Raw genomic sequence first — 21,024 nt, 5'->3', positions numbered from 1 at the left:
CGCGGGCCATCGATGCCGAAATGGGCGCGCTCAGGCACTCAACAACGCCGCACACCGCAGCAGCCCGAGGTGGCTGTACGCCTGCGGGTGATTGCCGAGGGACCGTTCGGCGACGGGGTCGTACTCCTCGCTGAGCAGACCCGTCGGCCCGGCAGCGCTGACCAGTTGAGCGAACAACGCCTCCGCCTCCGATCGCTGCCCGATGAGGAGGTACGCCTCGACGAGCCAGGCCGCGCAGAGGTGGAAGCCGCCCTCACCGCCGGGGAGACCGTCGTCGTGGTGGTACCGGTACACGGTCGAGCCGCTGCGCAGCTCGGCCTCGGTCGCGGTGACCGTCGCGGCGAATCGGGGGTCGGATGGGTCGATCAGTCCGGACAGTCCGATGTGCAGCGTGGCCGCGTCGAGGTCGGTGCCGTCGTAGGCGGCGGTGAACGACTGGACCTCGTCGTTCCAGCCCTGGTCCAGAACCTCGGCGCGGATGACGTCGCGCAACGCCTGCCAGCCGGGTTCGATCTCGCGGTCGAAGGAATTCGCGAGCATGAGTGCCCGGTCGAGTGTCATCCACCCCATCACCTTCGAGTACACGTGGTGACGCGGGTTGCCGCGGATCTCCCAGATGCCGTGATCGGGTTCGGACCACCGGCGTTCGACGGCCTCCACCATCGCACGCACGAGTGACCAATCCTCTTCGGAGAGAGCCTCTTTGCCGTGCAAACCCTGGGCCTGACGGGCGTGGGACAGCGTCGAGACGAGGTCGACGATCGGGCCGAACACGTCGAGCTGCACCTGCTGGTTCGCCGCGTTGCCGACGCGTACCGGTCGGGATCCTGCGTAGCCGGGCAGCTCGTCGATGACGGCCTCCGGCGGGAGTCCGAGACCCCAGATCGTGTACAGCGGGTGCAGACGCTCGGGACCCGGAACCGATTGCAGCACACCGTGAATCCAGGACAGGTAGTTCTCGGCTTCGTTCAGCGACCCGACGCCCACGAGGGCCGACGCGGTCAGGGCTGCATCGCGGAGCCAGCAGTAGCGGTAATCCCAATTGCGGACGCCGCCGATCTCCTCGGGCAGTGACGTCGTCGCAGCGGCCATGATCGATCCGGAGTCGGCGTGCACGAGCCCGCGGAGCGTCAGCGCCGAACGCTTCATCAGGTCGCGCTTGAGCGGTGGCAACGACAAACCGCCGACCCAGTCGCGCCAGTAGCTCTCGGACAGCTCACGGCGCTCGGGCTCGGACAGGCGTGCCGGGCCCAGATCGTCTGTACCGAGGCGCAATTCGAGAACGACGGGACCGTCGGTGGGATCGATCTCGGCATGCGCCGTCTGCTGCGCGCCGTCGGAGACGACGTTCCACTTGACGCCGGGGCTGCGCAGCACCATCGCGTCGGCGGTGCCGTGGATGCGGAGACCGTCGGTCTCGGGTTCGAGTCGGACCCAGACCTTTCCGAACTCGGGACGAGGCGCGAACGTCGCGACGGCGGTCGCCTTGCCGGTGACGACACGCGTCAACGCGGTCTGGCCGGTCGGAACGTCGTGTGGCAGATAGTCGGTGACCTGCAGGCTCGACCACTTCGTCTGTACCGTCATCGTGCTGTCGACGTACTGCTGACTCAGCGGCAGTGCGGCTCGCGTCGGCCCGATGCTGAAGTGGCCCGCGCCGTCGCCGCCGAGGAGGTGGGCGAAGATCGCTGCCGCATCCGGTTCCGGATGACAGAGCCACGTCATCGTCGCGTCGGGAGTCACCAGTGCGACGGCGTTCGGGCTGGCGAGCATCGTCAGACGCTCGATGCGCGGTGCGTCGGCACCCGAAAGCCATTGGCGTCGCTGCTCGAGCAGGAACGCGAGCGCGAGGGACACCTGCTCGGTGTTCTCGATGCGGAACTCCGCCGCCGTGTCGCCGGTGCCGACCTTGACGCCGATGTCGGGGCCGTGCAGCCGCGCGAACGCCTTCTCGTCGGTGACGTCGTCGCCGAAGAAGACCGCCGCCGTCGCAGCTTCCTGGTGACGCAGAATGTCGAGCGCTGCGCCTTTGTCGGTGACGATGACGGCCAGTTCGATGACGGCCTTGCCTTCGGTGACCTGCACACCCTCCCGTGTCGCGACGCCCTCGCGAACCGCGGCGAGGGCTCGTTCCGCGTCGCCGGCTTCGGCGTTGCGCACGTGCAGAGCGGCACTTGCAGGCTTGGTTTCGACGCTCACACCCGGGAAGCGGGCAGCGATCGACTTCATCTCCTCCGAGATGATCGCGAGCAGGTTCTTGGCCTTGTCGTCGATGGCATGGATGAAGCCGACGTCGAATTCGCTTCCGTGACTTCCGACGAGGTGGACCTCGGCCGGAAGCCGGGACAGCGTCGCCAGATCACGCAGCGCGCGGCCGGAGATGACGGCCGCGGTCGTGGCGGCGAGCGTCGCGAGGCCACGCATCGCGTTGACGGACTCGGCGTGCGGAAACGCCTTGTCCGGATCGGACACGATGGGCGCCATCGTCCCGTCGTAGTCCGAGGTGACGAGCAGTCGTGGCGTTCTGGCCACGCCGATCAGGGCGCGGCGAAGTTCCAGCGGCAGATCCTGTGCAGTCACGGGTTCAAACCTAGGCGATGGCGGCGAGTCCGGCTCACCCGGACGTCACCCGCTGATGGTGCGTCGCCCAGGCGTCAGTCGAGCGCTCTGCCGTTGCCGAGGAGAAGGTCGACAGTCAGTTCGAGCCGTGCCGCGACGTCGGTGGCCGAGGATCGACGCGTCAACCACGCCACCAGATTCGACAGCCACACGTCGCTGATGACGCGAGCGATGCTGAGCTGCAAGTCCGTTGGCTCGCCGTCGCTCATCGCCTTCGCGAACAGCCGGTCCATCAGGCGACCGACCTGATCGACCTCGGCGGCGGCGGACGCGTCGGCGAACATGAAGGCTCGCGTCATCGCCTCGGTGAGGAGCGGATCACGCTGCATCGCCCGTGTGATCTGCCCCAGGATCAGGTGCATGCGCTCCTGCGGGGTCTGACCGGGCGGGAGTTTGCGACGGGAGTCGATCTTCTCGAATTCCCGTGCGAGCGCGGACACCAACAGGTGCACCTTCGACGGGAAATAGCGGTACAGAGTTCCGACGGCGACGTCGGCCCGTTCCGCGACAGCGCGCATCTGCACGGCCTCGTAGCCACCTTTGGACGCAAGGGCGAGGGTGGCGTCGAGAATGCGCTTGCGACGCTCGCGCTGTGCGGCGGAGCTCAGGTCGTCGTCGCTGAGAACGCCGACGGAACGCAGCGGCGTCGGTGTCGACGCCGGGGCTCCGTTCTTGTCGGCGGGCTCGGAGACGCCCGGCCGAGATGATGAGGTCATCTTTGGTTTTCCTTCGTACCTCGAGCTTGACCAGCTAGCGTATTAGAACACGTTCTAGCAGTTCAAGTCATCTCGAGAGCTGGGGTTTCACTGTGACGATTGCCACGACCGAGGACCAGCGTGATGCCCAGAAATCGGTGCGATCGTGGGTGTCCCGGACAACACCGATAGTTACTTTACGCGCCGACGAAACGGCAGCGTGGCGCACCTCATGGCGTGGGCTGGAGGAGCTCGGCGTGTTCTCGGTCGCGGTGCCCGATGATGCAGGCGGGGCGGGCGGTACCGTCGTCGACCTGGCCGCGATGGTCGAGGAGATCGGCGCGGGCCTCGTCGGGGGACCCGTCGTGGCGACGGCCGTGTCGGCGATCGTCGGAGCGGGTGACGGCCCGTGTGCGCTCGTGCTGCCGCCCGAGAGGGCCACGAGCCGAAGTCAGGACGGCGTGCTCGTGCTGGACGGGCAGTTCGACGTCGTGTCCGGCCTCGCGGACGGCGTCGACGTTCTGGTTCTTGCTTCGACCGACGCCGGGGAGCGGTGGTGTCTCGTCGCCGCGGACGCCCCCGGCGTGAAAGTCGAGGTGATGGTTGGCGTCGACCGCAGCACGCCGGTCGGGAGGTTGACGCTCACCGCGGCGCCGGCTCGGGTGGTGCGCGACGTCGATGTCGATCACGTCCGCGATCTCGCTGTGACGCTGTACGCGGCCGAGGCCGCAGGCGTCGCGGGCTGGTGTCTGCGAACCGCCGTCGACCACGCGAAGACGCGCGAGCAGTTCGGCGCCGCGATCGGCAGCTTCCAGGCGATCAAGCATCTGTGCGCCGACATGTTGTGCCGCGTCGAGCAGGCACGGGCTGCAGCGTGGGACGCCGCCGTTGCGGCCGACACGGACACGGCCGAATTCGCTCTCGCTGCCGCCGTCGCCGCCGCGGTGTGTGTCGACGCGGCCGTCGCGACGGCCGAGGATTGCATTCAGGTGTTGGGCGGAATCGGCTTCACGTGGGAGCACGACGCGCACTTCTACCTGCGTCGGGCGCTGTCGCTGCGGCAGCTGCTGGGAGGCGCGTCGTGGTGGCGCCGACGGGTGACCGAGCTGTCGCGTGCCGGCGTGCGACGTCAGCTCGCGGTCGATCTCGGCGACACGGCCGAGGTACGCGACGCAGTCAGAGTCGAGGTCGACGCGATCTCCCGTGCCGACGATCCACGCGTCGCGCTGGCCGAGTCCGGCTTGGCGGCTCCGCACTGGCCGAGCCCCTACGGCCGGGATGCGGGAGCAGCCGAGCAGCTGCTCGTCGCCGAGGAACTTGCGTCGGCCGGTCTGTCGGCTCCGGACTTGGTCATCGGGTGGTGGGCCGTGCCGACGATCCTCGAGCACGGAACCGCCGAGCAGATCGACCGATTCGCGCGGCCGACGTTGCGCGGCGACATCACGTGGTGCCAGCTGTTCAGCGAACCTGAGGCGGGATCGGACCTCGCGTCGCTGCGCACGACCGCCACGCAGGTCGACGGCGGCTGGCGGTTGCGCGGGCACAAGATCTGGACCTCGCTCGCGCGCGACGCGGACTGGGCGATCTGCCTGGCCCGCACCGATCGCGATGCACCCAAGCACAAGGGGATCGGCTATTTCCTCGTCGACATGCGCACGCCCGGTATTCGCATCGAACCGTTGCGGGAGATCACCGGCGACGCCGTCTTCAACGAGGTGTTCCTCGACGACGTCGTCGTTCCCGACGACTGCCTCGTCGGGCGGCCGGGTGACGGGTGGCGGTTCGCTCGGACGACGCTCGCCAACGAGCGGGTCGCGATGAGCAGCGGATCTGCCCTCGGTTCGGCGCTGGAGGACGCGATCACCGCGACGAACGACGCCGACGACGCGGTGCTGGGCGACCGGCTGGGCGGCCTCATCGCGGAGGGCCAGGTCGGCTCGGTCCTCGAACTTCGCACCGCGTTACGACGCCTCGGCGGTCAGGATCCGGGTCCGGAATCGAGCGTCGCCAAACTCGTCGGCGTCGTGCACCGGCAGGACCTGGCCGAGTTCGCCCTGGAGGCCGCCGGACGTGCGGGCGCGGTCGAAGGACCGCTCGCGAAGGAGATGTTGCTGACGCGCTGCCTGTCGATCGCGGGTGGTACGACCCAGATTCTGAAGACCGTCGCGGCCGAGCGGATTCTCGGTCTGCCGCGGTAGTGCGGCTTCGCGGCCCGTGCGCGGATAGTCGGTCCAGAGATCAACTATCCGCGCCCGGGTGGCGCAGCCACACCGATCGGTGTTAAAAATAGAACACGTTCTACTCGTTTCCTTCGACGGTAGGCAGGTACTCGAACGTGGATTTCGCGAGAGAAGAGACCCAGACGACCGTGGCCGAGATGGTCACTGCGCTGCTCGCGCGCGGCGAGCCGAATCTTCACGACGCGATGGCGGACGCGGGTCTGTTCTCGATGCTGCTCCCGGAATCGCTGGGCGGTGACGGTCTCGGGGTGCTCGACGCGGCGGCCGTGCTCACCGAACTCGCCGCGGCGGCGGCAGTCGGCCCGGAGCTCGCGACGATCGGATTCGGCATCGTTCCGCTTGTCACGCTGGCCGATCCGAGTCTCGTCGAACGCATCGTGACGCCGGGCTGCATCCTGACAGCCGCACTGATGGAACCGGGCAGTGCTTTCCCGACGCGGCCCTCGACGAAAGCCGAACAGGACGGCGACGGCCTCCGCATCACCGGCAAGAAGATCGCCGTTCCGTACGCTGAGCACGCGAGCCGCATTCTGGTGCCGACGTCGTCGGGTGTCGTATTGGTCGACCCGGCCGCGGACGGTGTCCACGTGACGCGCACTCCCGCGTCCGGCGACGATCCCGAGTACGCTGTCGAATTCGACAGGACTGCAGGTGAATTCGTCACGAACGATCTTGCGGGGCTGCACCGGTGCGCACTCGCGGCGATCGGCGCCGTGGCCGACGGTCTCGCGGCAGGCGCAGTGGACCTCACCGCGCGCCACCTCGCGCATCGTCGTCAGTTCGGCAAACCGTTGGCGACGTTCCAAGCGGTCGCAGGCGAGATCGCCGATGTCTACGTCACCGCCCGAACGCTGCACGTCGCGGCCGCGTCGGTCGCATGGCAGGCGTCGACGAACAGCCCCGGCGACGACAGCGACGTGCTCGCGTACTGGATCGCGAACGAACTACCGACGGCCATGCAGATGTGCCATCACCTGCACGGCGGGGTAGGCGTCGACGCCACGTACCCGATGCACCGATACTTCTCGGCTGCACAGGATCTCGCTCGCTTCGTCGGCGGAGCTTCGTATCGACTCGACCTCGTGGGGGCGGCATGTTCGTCGAACTGACCGAAGAGCAGACCGAACTGCAGGCCGAGTTGCGGCACTACTTCGCCGATCTCGTCAGCGAAGCCGACGCCGAGACCATGATGACCGAACGGCATGGTCCGACCTACCGCCGCATCGTCAAGCAACTTGGTTCCGACGGCTGGCTCGGAGTCGGATGGCCGAAGGAGTTCGGTGGCCGCGGTTTCGGTGAGGTCGAACAGTCGATCTTCGTGAACGAGGCTGCGCGAGCAGACGTTCCGTTACCCGCGGTCACGCTGCAGACCGTCGGGCCCACTCTGCAGAAGTACGGAACCGACGCCCAGAAGGACAAGTTCCTGACGGCGATTCTCGCGGGCGACGTGCACTTCGCGATCGGGTACACCGAACCGGACGCGGGCACCGACCTCGCATCGCTGCGCACGACGGCGGTGCGCAACGGTGACGAGTACATCGTGAACGGCCAGAAGATCTTCACCACGGGTGGCCACGACGCCGACTACATCTGGCTCGCGGTGCGCACCGGGCCTGCGGATTCGCGCCACCGCGGAATCTCGATGCTGATCGTCGACACGACCGACCCCGGCTATTCGTGGACACCCATCATCACGTGTGACGGCGCCCATCACGTCAACGCCACGTACTACTCGAATGTTCGTGTGCCGGTGAACATGAGGGTGGGCGAGGAGAACGAGGGCTGGCGACTGATCACGACGCAGCTGAACCACGAACGGGTCATGCTCGGACCGGCCGGTCGCATCGCAGGTCTGTACGAACGGGTGCGCGAGTGGGCGCACGCGCACGATCTGCTGGGCGAACCCGACGTGCGACGAGCGCTGGGCGACATCCACGCCACGTCTCGCATCAACGAACTGCTGAACTGGCAGGTCGCGTCCAGCGGCGGCGACGCCGTCGACATCGCCGACGCGTCGGCCACGAAGGTGTTCGCCACGGAACGTGTCCAGCGAGTGGGCAGGCTCGCGACGGAGATGGTCGGACGGTACGGCGATCCGACGGACGCCGACACCGCGCACCTCATGACGTGGTTGGACAAACAGGTCAAGCGCAACCTCGTCATCACGTTCGGCGGCGGCGTCAACGAAGTGATGCGCGAGCTGATCGCGACCGCGGGCCTCGGATTGCCCCGGGTGATCCGATGAGCGAGGAGATTCTGGAGGCCGCGAAAAAGATTGCTGCCGAGGGTGAGTCGTCACCACGTCACGGACGCGACCCGATCAATCAGCCGATGATCAACAACTGGGTCGAGGCGATCGGCGACACCAACCCCATCTACGTCGACGCCGGCGCTGCACGTGCCGCCGGTCACGACGGCGTCGTCGCTCCGCCCGCGATGGCGCAGGTGTGGACGATGGGCGGGCTGCACCGACCGCGATCGGGCGACGACCCGCTCGGCCGGATCATGGACATTCTCGACGACGCGGGCTTCACGTCGATCGTCGCGACGAACTGCGAGCAGACCTACCATCGCTATCTCCGCTTGGGAGAAGAGGTTTCACTGCGGTCTCGACTCGACACCGTCGTCGGACCGAAGAAGACCGGCCTCGGGCTCGGGTGGTTCGTGACGGTACTGAACACGTGGTACGTCGGGGAAGAACCTGTCGCGGACATGGTGTTTCGGGTCCTCAAGTTCGCGCCGGCGGCCTCCGACGCCTCGGCGGTCCCCTCCGATCGGATTCGACCGGTCGCCTCGCAGGAGACCGAATTCTTCTGGGAGGGAACGAAGATCGGCGAATTGAGAATGCAACGGGTGCAGGACGGCTCGCTCCGGCACCCGCCGATTCCGGCGATCTGGCAGGACAAGAGCAAGCCCGTCGACTACGTCGTTGCGAGCGGTAAGGGGACGGTGTTCAGCTACGTCGTTCATCATGCGCCCGCGGTGCCGGGCCGGACACTGCCGTTCGTCGTCGCGCTCGTCGAACTCGAGGAAGGGGTGCGAATGCTCGGAGAGTTGCGGGGAGTCGAACCGTCCGATGTCGCAATCGGTTCTGCGGTACAGGTCGAATTCGTTCGGATCGACGACGATCTCACGCTACCGGTCTGGCGGGCAGTCGGATGATCGCGTCGGTCGGTGACGTGCTGCCGGAACTGCAGATCACGGCGGATCCCACGTTCGTCGTGTCGACTGCGTTGGCCACGAGGGACTTTCAGGACGTTCACCACGACCGCGACAAAGCCGTCGCGCGCGGATCGAAGGACATCTTCGTCAACATCCTCACCGATACGGGACTCGTTCAGCGGTTCGTCACCGAGTGGGCCGGTCCGTCGGTCGTGCTGCGTTCGATCGCTCTGAAACTCGGTGTGCCCTGGTATGCGTACGACACGCTGACGTTGTCGGGGAGTGTCACGAAGGTCGAGGACGGCGAGGTCACCGTCGACGTCGTCGGGAAGGACTCCCTCGGGGACCACATCGTCGCGACGGTGAGGCTGGCATGAACGCGTTGTCCGGCAGAGCCGCGATCGTCGGGGTCGGTGCGACCGACTTCTCCAAGAACTCCGGGCGCAGCGAACTTCGACTGGCTGCAGAGGCCGTGACCGCGGCGTTGGACGACGCGGGATTGAGTCCCGACGACGTCGACGGCCTGACGACGTTCACGATGGACACCAACACGGAGACGGCCGTCGCGAGGGCCGTCGGCATCCCGAATCTGACGTTCTTCAGCCGCATTCACTACGGCGGCGGTGCCGCGTGCGCAACGATCCAGCAGGCCGCGATGGCTGTTGCGACGGGTGTCGCGGACGTCGTCGTCGCGTATCGCGCGTTCAACGAACGGTCGGGCGCTCGCTTCGGCCAGGTTGCAGCGCATCTCGCGCAGGTCCCGACATCGTCGGGCGTCGATGCCGGGTGGTCGTATCCGCACGGGCTCGGCACGCCCGCGTCGATGGTGGCGATGATCGCGCGTCGCTACATGCACGTCTACGGCGCGACGAGCGGGGATTTCGGACGCGTTGCGGTTGCCGACCGCGCACACGCAGCGAACAACCCTGCTGCTTTCTTCCACGGAAAGCCGATCACGTTGGACGACCATCAGAACTCGCGATGGATCGCCGAACCGTTGCACCTGCTGGACTGCTGCCAGGAATCCGACGGCGGTGTCGCCCTCGTCGTGACGTCGGTCGAACGCGCGCGGGACCTGCCACATCCGGCAGCGGTCGTCACCGCCGCGGCGCAGGGGAGCGGCGCGGATCAGTACATCATGACCAGTTACTACCGGGATGCGATGACAGGTCTACCCGAGATGGGGCTCGTCGGAGATCAATTGTGGGCGCAGTCCGGGCTCGGGCCGTCGGACATGCAGACCGCGGTTCTCTACGACCACTTCACGCCCTACGTGCTGATGCAGTTGGAGGAGTTGGGGTTCTGCGGACGCGGCGAAGCGAAGGACTTCGTCGCCGACGGGGCCATCGAACTCGGCGGGCGACTGCCGCTCAACACGCACGGCGGGCAGCTGGGCGAGGCCTACATCCACGGAATGAACGGAATCGCGGAGGCAGTACGCCAGATTCGCGGCACGTCGGTCAATCAGGTATCGGACGTCGACCACGTGCTCGTGACCGCGGGAACCGGCGTACCTACGTCGGGTCTTGTTCTGTCCCAGCATCGTTAGCCAGCATCGCGGTCGACGATTCGGTCACGATCTCGAACATCGCTGCCTCGGCCGCCGCGGCGTCGCCCGCCTGAATCGACGACGCGACGAGGCCGTGCAAGCGAACGGCCTCCGGATCGGCTCGATGCGGCATCAGATCGTGACGGGTCCGGCCGGCGAGCACTTCGACGATGATGTCGGACATCGACCGCAGCATCGGATTTCCCGACGCGGCCAGCAACGTGCGGTGGAAGTCGGAATCGTGCGCCAGGTACGCGTCGGAATCCGCGGCTCGCGATGTGGCCGACATTCCGATGACCGCGGCCGTCAGCTGTCCGCACTGTTCGGGGGTCGCTCGCTCGGCGGCCAGTCGCGCCGCCAGCGGCTCGATGCCCGATCGCACCTCGCTGAGAATCGACAACTGCTCGGCTCGATTGGGCCCGGCGAGCTGCCAGCGGATCACGAGCGGATCGAGCGAGTTCCACTGGTCGGAGCTCTGGACCGTGATTCCGACGCGTCGGCGCACGGTCAACAGGCCGAGGGATTGCAGTACCCGGACCACCTCACGCACGACGGTGCGTGACACCTCGAAACGTGCGGCGACGTCGTCGGCCGAAATTCTCGTGCCCGCGGGCACGGTGCCGCCCACGATGTCCAGTCCTAGCTTCTCCAGGACGGAATCGTGCAACTGCAGAAACTCCGACCCCGTTTCGGTTGCCACCGGACGATCGTGCCACGGACCACGCATCCGCCGCATTCATAGTATGAATCAAGCTAGCTCTTGCCAATCGACATATGATTAGGCATAGTGAGCCGCATCACCGTGCAGGCACGGGCTACACCACCTCTCGATACGGAAGCGAACATGTTCACAGCACCTGCCCAGGCTGCGGGCGATCCCGCCGCGTCAGCCGTTCGTCTCGGGGGCGTCGCGCTCGCCGCCCTGCCGACACTTCACCTGCCCGTCTCTACGACCGCGAACATCGTCGCCGCCGGCCTCGGCGCACTCGTGGCACACGAACGACGGCGAGTTCTGGTTGGCCCGAAAATTTCTGGGTACAACCGTCGAGCAGAACCCGAAGACATGGAGCGTGGTGGAATGCGTGAACTCGGTGGCAGGCCTGGCGGCGTGCCGGCGTCGAGCGTGGTGATCTGACGTGAGCTCCGCATACCCCGTTCTGGTTCTGATGGGCGTCTCCGGCTCGGGAAAGTCCACTGTCGCAGGCATTCTCGCGGGCGCTCTGAAGTGGGATCTCGAAGAAGGCGACGATCTGCATCCGGCGTCGAACGTCGAGAAGATGGCGTCGGGCGTTCCACTGACAGACGAGGATCGATGGCCGTGGCTCGAGAAGATCGCCGACTGGATCAGGGCGCACACCGCCGCGGGTGAACCGGGAATCGTCACGTGTTCGGCTCTGAAACGCAGTTACCGAGATGTGTTGAGAAATGGCTCGAACGGGAATGTGGTGTTCGTGCACCTTGCCGGATCGCGGGACCGAATCAGCGGGCGACTCAATGCGCGCATGGACCATTTCATGCCGAGTTCGCTTCTCGACACGCAATTGTCGACGTTGGAGCCGATCGAACCCGACGAGCAGGCAATCGTCATCGACGTGGGTCCGCCTCCGGCCGATGTCGCGGCCGCGATCATCGCCGAAGTGGAAAGTCGGTTCGGCGACAAGGCCGGTGCTGAATGAAGCAGCGGCGCTGGTTTTTACGTATTACAAATGAATGATTGTCTTGCGAAAAGTATGTCGAATCGGAGATAGTGAACTGGTTCACGGCACTGGCCGTGTAGCAGGCTGATCACGAATTCGAGTCGGCGCTCGAGTGATGAGGAGACATCCATGGTGAGAGGTGCACCCTCTCGGCCGGTCGAACTTCCGGTTCCGTGTGCCGACGTGTGGGATTGGCAACTTCACGGGTTGTGCCGCGGCTACGATTCCTCGGTCTTCTTCCATCCGGAAGGCGAACGCGGCCGAGCGCGCGCGCTGCGTGAGAAAAAGGCCAAGGCTGTCTGCGGACGCTGTCCCGTTCTCGCACAATGCAGGTCGCACGCGTTGTCGGCCAACGAACCCTACGGCGTGTGGGGCGGCATGTCTGCTCACGATCGCGCCGACTACTACCGCACGGAATCGACGCCGGCCTGAGTCTCGACCCGTATGTCGGGTCATTCCGCGGGCTCCACTCCTGACCTTGTCGGTGGGGTCCTGCAAGATGTCGACCCATGAACAAGGTCCTACGCGCAACGCTCGTCAGTGCGGTCGTCATCACCACGGTCATCGGCATCGCGTCGTTCGTCCTGAGTTTCGCTGCGCTGTGGGATCTGGCCACCATGGCGGGTGTGCCGCGTAGTCTGTCCTGGCTGTGGCCCGTCATCGTCGACGGCACCATCCTGCAGGCGACCATCTCGGTCATCACGCTGGCGCAGTTCGAGGAGCAACGCAGTGGTCGACGCTTCTTCTGGTGGGTCCTGGTCATCGCGGCGCTGGTGAGTATCGGCGCAAATGCGCTGCATGCGTTCATCTCTCACGCGGGCGTCCTGCATCCCGCGCTGTCCGCAGCCATCGCGACCGTTGCGCCCGTGAGTCTGCTGGCGGCGACGCACGGGCTCGGAATACTGGTGCGAATTCCGTCGCGAACACCGGAAACAGACGTCGAACAGTCGGCGGAACCGTTGTCGTGGAACGAATTCGAGCAGTTTCCCGTGAAACCTGCTGTCTCGCAACACCCGGACGCCGATCGAGTCACGGCACCGATCGCGCGTCCCGAACCCGTCACACGTACCGAACCCCCCGCGCGTACCGAACCCGCCGCGCGCACCGAACCCATCACGGGCACCCATGCGGCTCCTGCCGAGCTCACCGCCGAGCCGCTGGAAGACGTCGACCGCTGGATTCTCGACGAGCAGCGGGTCGACGACCTGTACCCGGTCGAGGCCCCGTGACGGCGGTGACTGCCCGGTGCGACGCTGCGCCGATCCGACTCAGTGCGACTCGCCGCGGTACTTCTCGTGATGTATGGCGTCGTCGAGCGGGCGACCGCGTCGCCACCCGAACCGCTCGAGATCGGGGACGCGCTGAAGCTCGGTGACCGGTCCGACGCACAACCACGCGATCGGCCTCACGGGATCGGGGATGTCGAGCAGCTCGGTCAGGAACGCCTCGTCGTAGAACGACACCCAGCCGACGCCGATGGACTCGGCAACGGCTGCGAGCCACAGATTCTCGATGGCGAGCACCGCCGAGAACAATCCGGTGTCGTCGACGGTAGCGCGCCCGAGTACGTGTCGACCACCGCGCGACGGATCGTAAGTGACGACGATGCCGGTGCCACTCGTCTCGATGCCTTCGATTCGGATCGGGTCGAACGTCGCGCGTCGATCCGGAGGGAGCGAGTCGGCGAATGCGCACCTCTGTTCCTGCACGTGTGTCGCGAACGTCGACAACGTGTCGGATGAGCGGACGACGACGAAGTCCCATGGTTGCGTGTTGCCGACACTGGGAGCCTGGTGCGCCGCCGACAGAATGCGCCGGAGGACGCCGTCGTCGATGCGGTCTCCGCTGAATTCGGCTCTCACGTCGCGGCGCGAGGCGATGGCCGAGTACAGAGACATCGGGGACGGGGAAGACAAGTCGGTCATGGTCGTGTCGCCAGTTCCTTCAGTTCACCGTGCAATGCGGCCACGCGTGCCGGGATCTCGTTGCCGGGAACCGGATGTCCGAGGTGATATCCCTGTGCGGTGGTGCACTGCATCGAGCGTAGTTCGAGCAGCGTCTCACGGTTCTCGACGCCCTCCGCCGTCACGGTGAGCCCGAGGGTGCGGGCGAGGTCGATCGTCGACTGCACGATGACGCGATGCGCGAGAGTCGAATCGATGTCTCGGACGAAGGTCTTGTCGATCTTCAACTGCTGTACCGGCAGGCGCTGAAGATAGGCGAGCGAGCTGTATCCGGTGCCGTAGTCGTCGATCGCGAGGGTGACGCCCAGTTCCCGAAGACCGTGCATCGCCTCGATCGCGACGGGCGGATCTGCCATTGCAACGGTCTCGGTGATCTCGATCGTCAGGTTTTCGCCGCGACTGTCGGTGACGGACAAAGCCCGACGGACCTGGTCGATCAGCTCGGTGTCGAGCAGATTGCGGGTGGACAGGTTGATCGACACGGTGACGTCGAGACCGCTCCGACTCCACTGCTGCCGCTGCGAAAGCGCCTCGGTGAGAACGAATTCGGCGAGCGGCCGAATCAGACCGGTGCGTTCGGCCATCGGGAGGAACCGGTGAGGTTCCATGACGCCGCGGTCGGGGTCGTTCCACCGGAGGAGCGCCTCGACGCCCGTCGTGGCCATGGTCTGCAGGTCGACCTGCGGTTGGTAGTACAGCTCGAGGTGTCCTGCGTCGAGCGCAGCGGTCAGGTCGCTGAGCAAGAGCAGCTGCGTGCTGTTGTCTCGATCCATCGAGGTGTCGTACCGGGCGATGCGCGGTTGGACCGTCTTGGCCGAATGCACTGCGAGACGTGCGCGCTGAATCAACCCGTCGGAGCCTGCGTCGCCGCTGCTGGGGTCGTCGTGTGCGAACGCGACGCCGACGCTCGCTTCGACGAGCAGCGTGGTGTGGCGGACGGCGACGGACTCCCTCAGCGATCGGATCATCGACTCCGCGATCGCCATGGCTTCACGTTCGTCGGCGCGCAGGGCCAGGGCGAATTCGTCGGCGCCGACGCGTCCGATCGCTCCACGGCTCCCGACGGCGCTCACGAGGCGGTCGGCGACGACGCACAGGACCTCGTCGCTGATCTCGGGTCCGAACGTGTCGTTGATTTCCTGGAACCGATCGATGTCGAGAAGCAGCAGCGCGAGACGCTTCGTCGTGTGCCGTGGAGTGTCCATCCACACCTGCAGGCCACGGCGGTTGAGCAGCCCGGTCAGTGTGTCGGTCTCCGCGACGGACCGAAGCGACTGTGTCTGTTGGTGCAGCAACCGCAGCAGGTCGATCACTCGAACGAACACGAGGCACACCAGCAGGGAGGCGCACAGCACGATGCCCCAACCCCATTCGACGATGGGTGTGCCGCGGTACAGCAGAAGCGCCATGGCGACCGGCGGCACGAGTGCGGCCAACGTCAATACGGCGACGGCGGGCGCGTTGAAGGACGCGGCGAGACGCGTCGACGAACCCGCGGTTCGCGCATACGGTACGAGCGTGCGCATCGACGGATGTAGCGCGGCGGCGCCGGCGAGAACGTAGAAGGCCAGATATCCGGCTTCGGCCCACGCGCTTGCGTTGCGCGAACTCGCCACCGACGCGACACTCGACGCGATGTCGGCGAGCATGGTCGCGAGGAGCGCCGCGGTCAGCAACCGGAACGACGCGCTGCGCCACTGGATGCCGCCGATGAAATGCACGAGCAGGCCGAGTAGGAACACGCTCATCGCCGGGTAGACGACCCCGACGATTCCGGCGGCTGTGGATACGTCGACGGCGTCGTAATCGACGACGAACACCCACATCAGGAGCCCGAAAGCGATCATGACGATGCTGCTGTTCGCGACGTGGCTCAGTTCGCCGCGTCTCCATCCCGTGTGAACCAGGCAGAACAGTCCGGCCGCGAGAAACGCGTACCCGACGAGATACACGGGATCCGCCGCCGACGGCACAGGTACCGTTCCCGTCGTCTCGGAGGTCCAGTAGTAGGTGGCGTCACCGAGTGCCCACAGTCCGATCCCAGCTGCGATCGACGACCATGCTCGAACCGATGTCGGCCGATTGACCCTGATGCCGATGATCGTCGCGATCACCGAGGACACTGCGACCACGAGGTAGATCGACGCGGACACGCTGCCTGCAGGGAGAACGAAGTATCCGACGCACGCACTCGTTCCCAGCGCCGGGTACCACCACCATCTCACCCGGTGCATCCTTCCCTATCGGGAGTCACGACGGGGAGATACCGGCATCGATGGCGCGCGGTAGTCGTCTACCGGCTGTGGCGGTCCATCGATGTGGGTGGGTGGCAGTTCTAGGGGACGACGAGCATCAGCGTGCAGTCCTGTGCCTGCGCGGAGTCGGCGATCTGCCGAGCGCCCGCGCTGTCACCGGACGACAGGGCACGGTTGGCGTCGTCGGCGAACGACTGGCAGCGGTCGGACGGACCGGTGGTGATGTAGACGGCGTTGCCGTCCTGCGTCGACGTCGAATGGACTTCTGTCGCGCCTGCGATGCCCGACCCGACAGCGAGCGAACTCGCGACGATCGCGACCGCGGCGATGGTGGAGCGCATGGGAAACAGTCCTTCGTGAGGTGGTTCGGTGGTGCACGTCCGACGTTTCACCTTCTGCGGCCGAGTCGGAAGAGACCTAAGGGTGGGGAAGTGCCCACCCTGCCACACGCACTACGGCAGCAACTGGTCGATGAAGGTGTTGCTGTAGATCCGGTGCGGATCGAGCGAGTCGAAGGTGGCGCGGGCGGTGTCCCAGTTCTCCGACGCCGGGACGCCCTCGCGGTAGGTGTTCGGCAGGGTGGTGCCGATGACGGTTCGATCCTGGTACGGCAGTTCCGCACCGAATGCCCATCCCTTGGACCACTCGGGGCGGAAGGTGGCCCACCCGGTGTAGTACGAGCGCATCCACTGTTCCATCTCCCGGTAGAACGCGAACATACCCGGCGTGCCAGGAACGCCCAGGACGTTGAGCCACACCGCGGTGTCCCACTCGGGATGATCCGGACGCGGACGCATCGCGGAGATGGTCGGCGGGCCCGCGGAGTCGACGACGACGTCGGCCGGGTCGTCCATACCGCAGCACCGGATCTCGACGGGTCCGTTGATCGGGTACTGCCCGATGGACTGGTAGTACGTGACGCGTTCGTGGAACCACTCGGCGAAGTCGTGTACCACCTGTGCGACGCGTCCGCGACTCGTGATGACGGCGCCGCCACCCTCGGTGAGCAGCAGTGTGCTCGGTTTGATGTAGAACTGGAGGTCTTTCGCCCAGCCCCACAGGTCCGACGACCCCGTTGCGGCCAAGCCCGCCACCGTCGTTCCGTAGTAGACCTGACCGAAAGCCGGCGCTATGAAGGTGTTTCCGGCAGTCAACTGCCCGATGAGATCGGATGCAGCCTCCGGCAGGTTGTCGGAGAACGGATAGTTGTACGGGCCGTTCACTTCTCGCGACTCCGGCGGCTTCGTCGGGCTGACGGACCACACCTTGAGCCACGGGTTCTCGGTGAACGGGTACCAGATCGCTTCGACGCGTCCGGTTCGATTCAGATAGCTTTCGAAGGTACGTCCCGAAGCCGCTGGCGCAGAGAACATCCCACGCCACGGAATGTCGGTGTAGCTCTGGCATCGCAGACGGGTGTTGGCTCCGGCCTGCATCGTCACCGAGGTCAGGAAAGCGCGCCCGAGATGGGTGAGCAGGGGTGTGATCTCGGGATCCGACCGGTCGAACGTCCGCAGCGCGTACGCGGTTCCGTCCCACACGACCGCCGTCAGCGAGGTGACGAGATTGCTCAGCGACCCGTACGTCGTTCCGGGAGTGGGTGTTTCACCGTCGGCCGGGACGGCGGCACCGTGCGCGTCGACGGCCAGCGCTCCCGCGACGGTCAACACGCCAGGCGCAGGGACGCTGACCCACCCCAGTCCGTTGTCCTCGAGCTGCTGAAGCATCGCCTCGATCGTGGCGCCCGCCCCTGCGGTGACCGTCGAGGCCGACGGGTCGACGGCGACGCCGTTCAGATGAACCGTCGTGTCCACGAGGACGATGCGGTCGAGGTTCTCTCCGTTCACGATCGTCAACGGGGTCCAGCCGTGCATCGCGCCTCGCGGCCGAATCCGATACCCATGGGCATGCGCCCAGTTGGCAAGTGTGACAACGTCGTCCGGCGTCGTCGGTGAGCACGTCCACACGGCATCGCGCACGATTTCCTTGGACCAGTTCTGGTACCGCTGTTGGTACAGAGGAATGCCGGGAGGAAAGTTCGGTGGCGCAGGGAGAGTCGCGTCGGAGCTACCGAACGGGGCGGCGTCGACGGGTACCGCGCGCATCACGGACGTGAGGGCGACGGCGCCTGCGCCTGCGGCGATGAATTGGCGACGGGTGAGCTCGGGCATGGTGTGGCGTCCGATCGGTAGGTGTCAGCGGGTGGTCGTCACGACATCGGTCAGGGCGGGTGCGTCGCCGCGGTCACGGACGGTCACATGGGCCAGGTAGCGACCGTCGTCGTCCCAGATTCGGCACGTCAGCGTCTCGCCGGGGTAGACGACGCCGGCGAACTTGGCCCCGAAATGCTCGACGGCTCCGGCGTCGCCACCGAGTACGCCGTCGGTGACGGCCTTGCAGACCATGCCGTAGGTGCACAGGCCGTGCAGTATCGGCGCGGGAAACCCTGCGGCCAGCGCGAACTCGGGGTCGGAGTGCAGCGGATTGCGGTCTCCGCACATGCGGTACATCAATGCCTGCTGGGGAAGGGTCGGCACGTCGAGCACGACATCCGCTTCGCGATTCGGCACGGCGACCGACGGCGACGGTCCTCGCTCGCCGCCGAAGCCGCCTTCTCCTCGGGCGAAGATCGACGACCGTGCACGCCACAGGGCGATTCCGTCGAGAGTGGTCGTGGTCGTTTCCTGCACGATCACCGCGGCCTTGCCCTTGTCCCATACCTCGGTGATCCGGGTGATCGAACACGCCTCTCCTGCAGGCGGTATCGCGCCGAGCGCGGTGATCTCCTGTGTTCCGTGCACCACCTTCGCCAAGTCGATGTCGATGCCAGGAAACTGCACGCGCGGCGCATCCGTCGCATGGAAGGTCGCCGCGACGGTCGCGAACGTCGGAAGCACCTGTGGCCCGGCGTCGTCGAGGTAGTGCAGTTCGTCGCCGTCGGTCGGTCGACTGCCCGCACCGAGTGCGAGGTGATAGGTCTGCACATCGCGCGCGGTCCACGAGAAGTGCTGCGCCGGCAGCTCGGCGCCGATCGCGACCGACGGATCGATCACCGGTGATCCCTTCCTGCCATGTCCCGTCCCGCCATGTCGAGGACCGCGAGGTACGCGAACGTCATCGCAGGCCCGATCGTCGCGCCGGGCCCGGCGTAGGTGTGACCCATGACCGGCGCGCTGGCATTGCCGACGGCATACAGCCCGTCGATGACGCTGCCGTCGTCCCGAAGAACGCGAGCGTCCGCGTCGGTGACGAGTCCGCCCTTGGTGCCGAGATCGCCGGGCACCATCTTCACCGCGTAGAACGGTGGTTTGTCGAGCGCTCCGAGGCTGGGGTTCGGTGTGTTGGTCGGGTCCCCGTAGTACTTGTCGTAGCCACTGTCGCCGCGTCCGAAGTCCTCGTCGACGCCGGTGCGCGCGAAACCGTTGAAGCGCTGGATCGTTGCGGTCAGGTTCTCGGCTGGAAGACCCGTTTTCTCCGCGAGTTCGGTGATGGTGGACCCCTCGACCACCACCCCGGCTTTCAGCCAGCGGGACGGGAAACGCTTCTTTGGTTGCAGTCCGGCGAATATGTAGCGGTCGCGGTAGCGCTGGTCGATGATCATCCACGTCGGAATGTTCTCGCCCGGCCCGTCGCCGACGCCGTACTCGCCGCCGTACATCCGATGCACCGCCTCGACGTACGGGGCGGCCTCGTTGAGGAACCGGCGTCCCGATGCGTTCACCATGATGCCGCCCGGTAGCGTGCGTTCGGCGATGCAGAACCACGGGCCGCCGGTGAGGGGTATCGACGGTCCCCACCACGCGTCGTCCATCAGATCGGTTGCTGCTCCGAGTTTCTGCCCTGCGCGGATACCGTCGCCGGTGTTGGCTTTCGCGCCCACGGTCCACTCGGTTCCGATGGGTTGACGCTGGTACTTCGTGCGCATCTCCTCGTTGTGTTCGAATCCTCCCGACGCGAGGACGACGCCTTTCCGAGCCATGAAAGTTCGCTCGCCGCAGACGGTTCCGCGCACCTGTCCGTCCTCGACGACGAGATCGGTCATCGCGGTGCCGAGCAGAACCGGCACGCCGGCGTCGAGCAGACCTGCTCGCAGAGCTGCGGCCAACGCCTGGCCGCGCCCGAGGAGATGCTGTCCCGTGAGTTTGGCTCGAAGCCAACGCATTCCGACGCGGCCCACCCGCGCGATGCCGCTGGGATGGCGTCGCAGAAGGTTGATCGTTCGGTAATCGGCCTGGGTGAGCACGACATTCAGAGGGGCCTTGCCGTAGTCGGGCTCGAGCTGCTCGATCATCGGGCCCAGGCACGACGCGTCGAACGGGGTGGGTTCGACCGAACGCCCGCCGACGCGGCCGCCCGGCGCCTCCGGGTAGTAGTCCGAATAACCGGGCACCCACTGCATTCTCAGTGGGGAATGCCTCAGGACGAAGCTCAGCATCTCCGGCCCGCGTTCCAGATAGGTGTCGATTCGTTCCTTGGACACGACGTCGCCGATGATGGAGTGCAGGTACTCCCGCGCGGCTTCCGGAGTGTCGTCGACGCCGTCCGCCTCCAGCGCCTCGTTGCCCGGGATCCACACGCCTCCGCCGGAACGAGCTGTCGAGCCGCCGAAGTGCGACGCCTTCTCCACGACGACGACGCTCAGTCCGCGGTGTGCCGCGGTCAGTGCGGCCGTCATACCTCCGGCGCCGCTGCCGACGACGACGATGTCGTAATCCTCCGTGATCATGTAGAACACGTTATAGAATTGAACACGCGCCAGTCCATGCTTTCTGCCAGGAAGAATCCGTCCTTCTCGGCGTCGGAACAAAAACACGTTACAGTTTCGAGGCCAGGAGTGGAGCCT

General features: G+C 66.2%; 19 protein-coding genes. 10 read left to right on the top strand and 9 right to left on the bottom strand.

Annotated features, from left to right (window positions below; all coding sequences use genetic code 11):
- Positions 1–30 precede the first annotated feature (30 nt).
- Positions 31–2,580, bottom strand: a complete 2,550-nt coding sequence (gene otsB, locus RhoFasB10_RS11195; protein WP_068423115.1) for a trehalose-phosphatase — start codon at positions 2,578–2,580, stop codon at positions 31–33.
- A 74-nt stretch (positions 2,581–2,654) separates the two neighbouring features.
- Entirely contained in the window at positions 2,655–3,335 is a 681-nt protein-coding gene (gene kstR, locus RhoFasB10_RS11190; protein ID WP_068423112.1) for a cholesterol catabolism transcriptional regulator KstR, read from the bottom strand.
- Positions 3,336–3,427: 92 nt separating this feature from the next.
- Here kstR and RhoFasB10_RS11185 point away from each other — a divergent pair, with 92 nt between their 5' ends.
- From RhoFasB10_RS11185 to RhoFasB10_RS11160, 6 genes are all read left to right on the top strand, one after another.
- A complete protein-coding gene (locus RhoFasB10_RS11185; protein ID WP_068423109.1) occupies positions 3,428–5,512 on the top strand; it encodes an acyl-CoA dehydrogenase family protein in 2,085 nt (694 codons plus the stop codon).
- 137 nt (positions 5,513–5,649) lie between these two features.
- Positions 5,650–6,663 (top strand): acyl-CoA dehydrogenase family protein, encoded by a 1,014-nt coding sequence (locus RhoFasB10_RS11180; protein WP_167676421.1) that lies wholly within the window; start codon positions 5,650–5,652, stop codon positions 6,661–6,663.
- Positions 6,648–7,799, top strand: coding sequence for an acyl-CoA dehydrogenase family protein (locus RhoFasB10_RS11175; protein WP_068423099.1), 1,152 nt, complete (start codon positions 6,648–6,650; stop codon positions 7,797–7,799). The genes RhoFasB10_RS11180 and RhoFasB10_RS11175 overlap by 16 nt, the downstream gene beginning before the upstream one ends.
- Entirely contained in the window at positions 7,796–8,716 is a 921-nt protein-coding gene (locus tag RhoFasB10_RS11170) for a MaoC family dehydratase N-terminal domain-containing protein (RefSeq protein WP_068423098.1), read from the top strand. Before RhoFasB10_RS11175 ends, RhoFasB10_RS11170 begins: the two co-directional genes overlap by 4 nt.
- Positions 8,713–9,093 carry a MaoC family dehydratase gene (locus RhoFasB10_RS11165; protein WP_068423095.1) on the top strand — a complete coding sequence of 127 codons (381 nt, stop codon included), beginning with the start codon at positions 8,713–8,715 and terminating at the stop codon, positions 9,091–9,093. Before RhoFasB10_RS11170 ends, RhoFasB10_RS11165 begins: the two co-directional genes overlap by 4 nt.
- Positions 9,090–10,265, top strand: coding sequence for a lipid-transfer protein (locus RhoFasB10_RS11160; protein ID WP_167676419.1), 1,176 nt, complete (start codon positions 9,090–9,092; stop codon positions 10,263–10,265). The genes RhoFasB10_RS11165 and RhoFasB10_RS11160 overlap by 4 nt, the downstream gene beginning before the upstream one ends.
- Here RhoFasB10_RS11160 and RhoFasB10_RS11155 read toward each other — a convergent pair.
- Positions 10,231–10,965, bottom strand: coding sequence for an FCD domain-containing protein (locus RhoFasB10_RS11155; protein WP_254303444.1), 735 nt, complete (start codon positions 10,963–10,965; stop codon positions 10,231–10,233). The two genes, RhoFasB10_RS11160 and RhoFasB10_RS11155, sit on opposite strands and share 35 nt — an antisense overlap.
- A 144-nt stretch (positions 10,966–11,109) precedes the next feature.
- Between RhoFasB10_RS11155 and RhoFasB10_RS11150 the strand changes: the two genes are divergently transcribed.
- From RhoFasB10_RS11150 to RhoFasB10_RS11135, 4 genes are all read left to right on the top strand, one after another.
- A complete protein-coding gene (locus tag RhoFasB10_RS11150; protein ID WP_240931031.1) occupies positions 11,110–11,400 on the top strand; it encodes a hypothetical protein in 291 nt (96 codons plus the stop codon).
- Positions 11,401–11,431: 31 nt separating this feature from the next.
- Positions 11,432–11,941: a gluconokinase gene (locus RhoFasB10_RS11145; RefSeq protein WP_167676443.1), complete on the top strand. Its 510-nt coding sequence runs from the start codon at positions 11,432–11,434 to the stop codon at positions 11,939–11,941.
- A gap of 150 nt (positions 11,942–12,091) precedes the next feature.
- Positions 12,092–12,394 carry a WhiB family transcriptional regulator gene (locus tag RhoFasB10_RS11140; protein WP_068423077.1) on the top strand — a complete coding sequence of 101 codons (303 nt, stop codon included), beginning with the start codon at positions 12,092–12,094 and terminating at the stop codon, positions 12,392–12,394.
- 77 nt (positions 12,395–12,471) lie between these two features.
- The gene (locus RhoFasB10_RS11135; protein WP_167676415.1) at positions 12,472–13,191 is read left to right on the top strand and encodes a DUF2637 domain-containing protein; all 720 of its coding nucleotides are present in this window, start codon (positions 12,472–12,474) and stop codon (positions 13,189–13,191) included.
- Positions 13,192–13,230: 39 nt separating this feature from the next.
- On the opposite strand, the gene bluB is transcribed toward RhoFasB10_RS11135, so the two are convergent.
- The 6 genes from bluB to kstD form a co-directional block, all read right to left on the bottom strand.
- The gene (gene bluB / locus RhoFasB10_RS11130; protein ID WP_068423075.1) at positions 13,231–13,887 is read right to left on the bottom strand and encodes a 5,6-dimethylbenzimidazole synthase; all 657 of its coding nucleotides are present in this window, start codon (positions 13,885–13,887) and stop codon (positions 13,231–13,233) included.
- Positions 13,884–16,151, bottom strand: a complete 2,268-nt coding sequence (locus tag RhoFasB10_RS11125) for a bifunctional diguanylate cyclase/phosphodiesterase (protein ID WP_068423069.1) — start codon at positions 16,149–16,151, stop codon at positions 13,884–13,886. The genes bluB and RhoFasB10_RS11125 overlap by 4 nt, the downstream gene beginning before the upstream one ends.
- A gap of 110 nt (positions 16,152–16,261) precedes the next feature.
- Positions 16,262–16,522 carry a hypothetical protein gene (locus tag RhoFasB10_RS11120; protein WP_068423066.1) on the bottom strand — a complete coding sequence of 87 codons (261 nt, stop codon included), beginning with the start codon at positions 16,520–16,522 and terminating at the stop codon, positions 16,262–16,264.
- Between the two features lie 111 nt (positions 16,523–16,633).
- The gene (locus tag RhoFasB10_RS11115) at positions 16,634–18,352 is read right to left on the bottom strand and encodes a cholesterol oxidase substrate-binding domain-containing protein (protein WP_068423064.1); all 1,719 of its coding nucleotides are present in this window, start codon (positions 18,350–18,352) and stop codon (positions 16,634–16,636) included.
- Between the two features lie 24 nt (positions 18,353–18,376).
- Complete coding sequence (locus RhoFasB10_RS11110) at positions 18,377–19,234, bottom strand: MaoC/PaaZ C-terminal domain-containing protein (protein WP_068423061.1); 858 nt, start codon at positions 19,232–19,234, stop codon at positions 18,377–18,379.
- Positions 19,231–20,907, bottom strand: a complete 1,677-nt coding sequence (gene kstD / locus RhoFasB10_RS11105) for a 3-oxosteroid 1-dehydrogenase (protein WP_084423612.1) — start codon at positions 20,905–20,907, stop codon at positions 19,231–19,233. The genes RhoFasB10_RS11110 and kstD overlap by 4 nt, the downstream gene beginning before the upstream one ends.
- Positions 20,908–21,024 lie beyond the last annotated feature (117 nt).

Source organism: Rhodococcus sp. B10, from assembly GCF_011770055.1.
GTDB lineage: Bacteria > Actinomycetota > Actinomycetes > Mycobacteriales > Mycobacteriaceae > Rhodococcoides > Rhodococcoides kyotonensis_B.
This window is presented reverse-complemented; position numbering and strand designations above follow the sequence as displayed.